The sequence below is a fragment of the Streptomyces xiamenensis genome (assembly GCF_000993785.3).
Lineage (GTDB): Bacteria > Actinomycetota > Actinomycetes > Streptomycetales > Streptomycetaceae > Streptomyces > Streptomyces xiamenensis.
Window position 1 is genome coordinate 5,559,699 of the sequence record NZ_CP009922.3, and the last position, 4,949, is coordinate 5,564,647.

3 protein-coding genes and 1 pseudogene are annotated in these 4,949 nt (G+C 77.0%); all 4 read right to left on the reverse strand.

Annotated features, from left to right (window positions below):
• Window positions 1–33: 33 nt before the first annotated feature.
• A complete protein-coding gene (locus SXIM_RS25465) occupies window positions 34–249 on the reverse strand; it encodes an MbtH family protein (protein ID WP_046725210.1) in 216 nt (71 codons plus the stop codon).
• The gene (locus SXIM_RS25470) at window positions 246–1,799 is read right to left on the reverse strand and encodes an amino acid adenylation domain-containing protein (protein WP_052385220.1); all 1,554 of its coding nucleotides are present in this window, start codon (window positions 1,797–1,799) and stop codon (window positions 246–248) included. Before SXIM_RS25470 ends, SXIM_RS25465 begins: the two co-directional genes overlap by 4 nt.
• Window positions 1,783–3,636, reverse strand: coding sequence for a non-ribosomal peptide synthetase (locus SXIM_RS28855; RefSeq protein ID WP_425473491.1), 1,854 nt, complete (start codon window positions 3,634–3,636; stop codon window positions 1,783–1,785). Before SXIM_RS28855 ends, SXIM_RS25470 begins: the two co-directional genes overlap by 17 nt.
• Window positions 3,637–3,675: 39 nt before the next feature.
• Window positions 3,676–4,890 (reverse strand): annotated as a pseudogene (locus SXIM_RS28860) (condensation domain-containing protein); the annotation flags it as partial.
• Window positions 4,891–4,949 lie beyond the last annotated feature (59 nt).

Here is a 4,949-nt window from a genome sequence, read left to right on the forward strand (position 1 = left end):
CGCCCGCCGCCGGGGGTGATGTGCGGGGCGGGGTCAGCTCTCGCCCATCGCGACGCGCAGGGACCGCGGCCGCATGTCGGTCCACACCGTGCCGATGTGGGCCAGGCACTCCTGACGGGTCCCGCTGATCTCCAGCGCCCGCCAGCCGGCCGGCACCGGACGCTCCGCGGCCCAGACGGAGTACTGCTCCTCGTCGTTGATGACCACCACGAACTGCTGCTCGCCGGCGCCGTTTGCCTCTTCGGTCATGGGAGGGTCCTCTCGTGTCCTGGGGAAGGGTGGGACGGGGTCCGTGCCGGGGGTTGCGGCCGGTGCAGGCGCTCGCGCACCAGCTCCCGCACGGCGCGCCTGCTGGTCTTGCCCGCCGCCGTGTCCGGCAGCGCCGCGAAGTCCAGCACCTGACGCGGTCTCATGTACGCGGGAAGCAGCCGGTGCAGTCCGGCCCGCACCTCCCGCCCCGCCTGGGGCCACGGCGGCGATCCGGCGGCCGGGACGCAGGCGAGGTACAGCTCGGGGCGGCCCTCGGGGCCCTCGCAGACCACCGCGACCGCCTGCGCCAGTTCCGGCAGCCGCTGGGCGACCGCCTCGATCTCGCCCAGTTCGATCCGGTGGCCCCGGATCTTGACCTGGTCGTCGGCGCGGCCGTGGAAGTAGTGCTGCCCGTCCGCCCCGGCCCGGACCAGATCGCCCGTGCGGTACATCCGTGAGCCGTCCGCCGCGGTGACGAACGACCTGGCGGTCAGGCCGGGTTCGCCGGTGTAGCCGCGCGCCACCCCGGCCCCCGACAGCCACAGCTCACCGACCTCCCCGGCCGCCACCGGGTGCCCCGCCTCGTCCAGCACCCGGGCGCCCAGGCCCGTCAGCGGCCGGCCGATCGGCAGCGGATCGCGGAACGGCGGCTCCAGCGGAGTGCACAGCCCGACCACCGTGATCTCGGTGGGGCCGTACGCGTTCCACAGCGCCCCCGTCACCGGCAGCAACTCCTCGGCCAGCGCGGCCGGCAGCGCCTCGCCGCCGGAGATGAGCGTGCCGAAGACCCGTTCACCGCCGAGGAAGGGCAGCAGCAACCGCAGCTGGCTCGGGGTGGCCCAGGCCGCCGACAGCCGTGCCCCGCGCAGGAAGCGGGCGAAGAACTCCGGGTTGCGGGCGGCCCGTTCCGGTGCGACCACCGCGGTGCCGCCGCACACCAGCGGGATCAGCAGCTCGGGCACCGACATGTCGAACACCGTATTGCTGTGCGCCAGCATCCGGCTCCCGGGGCCGAACTCCAGGGCGCGCACGAAGTGTTCCAGCATGTTCAGCAGCGCCGGATGCTCCACCTCCACGCCCTTGGGCACCCCCGTGGACCCGGAGGTGAACAGCACGTACGCCGCCGGTCCGCCCGGATCCGGGGCGATCGCCGCCTTCTCGCGGCCCACCTCGGCCGTCGCCGTCGTGCTCACCCCGTCGGTGGCCGTGCCGCGCACCGCGACCGTGCACACCGCCCGCCGGATCTGGTAGCGGCGCCGCTCGCCCGGAGCCGCCGGGTCCAGCGGCACGGCGGTGGCACCCAGCATCCAGCAGGCCAGCAACGGCACCAGATAAGGGGCCCCGTACCCGGCCTCCACGGCCACCCGGGTGCCCCGGCCGGCGCCGGCGGCGGCCAGCCGGGTGGCCTCACCGCGCGCGGCGGCCACCAGGCCGGCGTAGCTGAGCGTGCCCTCCGGGCCCTCCACCGCCGGGGCGCCGGGCCGCAGCCCGGCCTGCGCCAGCACCGCCGCGAGCACCGTGCCGGCCTCGTGCTCAGTCGGTGAGGACATCGGCCGCCCCCGCCTCGCGCACCAGGGCGGTCAGCCCGGCCGGTGTCGGGTCCGCGAAGAAGTCCCCGAGGTCGACGGTGACCTCGAACTCCTCGTCCAACCGGGCCAGCAGCCGCAGCGCCATGATGGAGTGCCCGCCCAGCGCGAGGAAGCTGTCCCCGGGCCGCACCGCCGGCACGTCCAGCACCTCGCACCACAGGGCCGTCACCCGGCCGGTGAGCGGATCCCCGTCCCCGGGACTTCCCGCCGGTTCCTGTTCCGGGGCGGCCGCCGGGGCGAGCGGGCCGGCCAGCAGCGCGGCCCGGTCCGTCTTCCCGCTGGCGTTCACCGGCAGCCGATCCAGCGGCACCACCACGGGCACCAGATGCTCGGGGAGCCGCTCGCGCAGCGCCGCGACCAGGGCCGGGCCGTCCAGCGGTCCGGCCGCGCGGCCCGCGCCCGCGGTCACCCAGGCCACCAGTTCCGCACCGTGCTCGGTGGGACGGGCCAGCACCACCGCCTCCGCGACCCCGGGCAGCGTACACAGCGCCCGCTCGACCTCGGCCGGCTCCACCCGGTGGCCGCGCACCTTGACCTGGTCGTCCCGCCGCCCCTCGAAGGCCAGCAGCCCGCCCGGCAGCACCCGCACCAGATCACCGGTGCGGTACAGCCGCCGCCCGCCGCGCGGGTCGAAGGGATCGGGCACGAACGCGTCGGCCGTCGCCGCGGGCGCCCCCCGGTAGCCGTGTGCCAGGCCCTCCCCGCCCACCGCCAGTTCGCCGACCGCGCCCACCGGCACCGGCTCGCCCCGCTCGTCCAGGACATGGGCGGTGGTCCCGGACACCGGCCGGCCGATGGGGATGATCCCGGCGGCCGTGTCCCGGTCGGTGATGTCGTGCCAGGTGCTGAAGGTGGTGTTCTCGGTCGGCCCGTAGCCGTTGACGATCCGCTCCGGCCGGTCGGGCCGGGCCAGCAGGACGGCCAGCCGCCGCGCGTCCAGTTGTTCGCCGCCCGCCAGCAGCACCCGCAGCGGTGCCAGGGCATCCGGCGCGAAGTCCACCACCTGATGGAAGAGGGTCGCCGTCAGCCACAGCACGGTGATCCGCTCGCGCGCGATGAACTCGCGCAGCCGGGCGGGGGACAGCGCCACCTCACGACCGCCGGTCACCAGCGCCGCGCCGCCGGCCAGCGCCCCCCACACCTCGAACGTCGCCGCGTCGAACGCCGGGTGCGACAGATGCGCCACCCGGTCCCGCGCGCCGATGGTCAGGTAGTCGGCCTCCGGAACCAGCCGGCTGATCGCCCGGTGCGGCACCACCACCGCCTTCGGCTCCCCGGTCGAGCCCGACGTGAACATCACATACGCGATGTCCTCACCCGTCACCGCGGCCGGGTCCGGTGCCGGCGCGCCCGCGCTCCGCCCCGCCGCGGTGTCCGCCCACAGCCGTTCCAGGACCAGCACCGGCAGCCGGCCGGCCACCGGGAGACCCGCCACCGTGGCCCGGGCGTCCTCCGTCACCAGCACCGCGTCCGCCGACGCCAGCAGCCGGTCGATCCGCGCCGCCGGCTGTGCGGGATCCACCGGCAGATAGGCGCAACCGGCGTACAGCGCGCCGAGGAAGCCGGTCACCGACGCGGCACCACGCTCCGCCAGCACCGCGACCACCGTTCCCCGGCCCAGTCCGGTGGCGCGCAGGTGCGCCGCGACGGCCCCGGCCCGGCCCGCGAGTTCGCCGTAGCTCAGCCGCAGCGGCCCCTCGATCAGCGCCGGGGCGCCGGGCCGCCGCGCCGCGTGCCGGGCGAAGCGCTGGTGCACCGCCTCGTACCCGGCCCCGGTCCCGGTCCCGGACTCCGCCACGGGCGACCCGGGCCCGGCGTCCGGCAGCGCGGCGTCCGGCGTGCGGAACGCCGCCCCGGCCGCCGCGATCAGCCGCTCGTGCAGTGCCGCCGCCGCCGGGGCGCTGAACAGGTCCGTGTGGTACTCCAGTTCCAGCTCGGGCTCGTCCCCGTCGACCACCGACCACAGCAGCTCGTACTTGGCCGTCCCGGTCGGCAGCAGCGTGCGCCGCGCCCGCTGCCCCGCCAGCCGCAGCACCCCCTCGTCCGCGCCCCGGTGGGTCAGCGCCACCTGTGCCAGCGGCGCCCGCGACCGGTCGGTGGCGATCCGCAGCTCGGTCAGGATGTCCTGCAACGGCGCCCGGCGATGCGCCAGCCCTTCCGCCACCGCGCGCCGCACCCGCCGCGCCACCTCACGCGCCGTCACCCCGGGCGGCAGCGTCACCCGCAGCGGCAGGGTGTCCACGAACATCCCGATCTCCGCCCCGTCACCCGTCTCCCGGGACGAGGCCGGGACCGCCACCACCAGATCCCGGTCCCCGGTCACCGCCGCGAGCCCCACCGCGTACGCGGCCAGCCAGGTCATGAACGGGCTGAGCCGCTCCTGCCCGGCCACCGCGCGCAGCGCGGCCAGCGCGCCGGGCGCGAACGCCGCCCGGTGCACCGCGCCGCCGGTGCCCAGAACGGGCGGCCGGGGCAGATCGGACGGCAGCGCCATCGCGTGCGGGGCCCCGGCCAGCCGGCCCCGCCAGTACGCGAGCGCGGCGGGCGCCTCCGCCAGCAGCGCGCCGCCCGACGGTGCCGCCGCGCCCCGTACGGTCTGCCCGTCCGCGACCTCCGCGCAGCGGCGGGACAGTTCCTCCTCGATCAGCGTCAGCGAGGCGCCGTCGCACACCAGATGGTGCACGGTCAGCAGCAGGACATCGCCCGCCGCGCCCCGGTCCACCACCAGAGCCCGCAGCAGCGGCGGCCTCCGCAGGTCGAACGGCTCCCGCGTCTCCCCGTCGAGCAGGTCGCCGAGCTCCTCCTCCGACAGTCCGGGGGCGGCCACCCAGCGGCACGGCACCCGGACCTCTCCCGGGTCCGCCTCCACCGCGAGACCGGGCGGGCGGAAGCCGCGCCGCAGCGCCGGGTGCGCCGCCGCCAACTCGTCGAGCGCCGTCCGCAACCGGGGGACGTCCAGCCGTCCGGGGAAGCGGTACACCGCGCCCACGTGGTACCGCGCGGTGCCGGGCGACACCTGCTCGGCGGCCCACAGCCGCTCCTCCGGCGCCGTGAGCGGACGCTCCCCGCCCCCTGGCCCGCCCCGCCCTCCTTGGCCAGCACCGCCACCAG

What these genes read in the sequence shown, in the direction of transcription:
- SXIM_RS25465 (WP_046725210.1), bottom strand. Translation starts at nt 249, where the DNA reads ATGACCGAAGAGGCAAACGGCGCCGGCGAGCAGCAGTTCGTGGTGGTC.
- SXIM_RS25470 (WP_052385220.1), bottom strand. Translation starts at nt 1,799, where the DNA reads ATGTCCTCACCGACTGAGCACGAGGCCGGCACGGTGCTCGCGGCGGTG.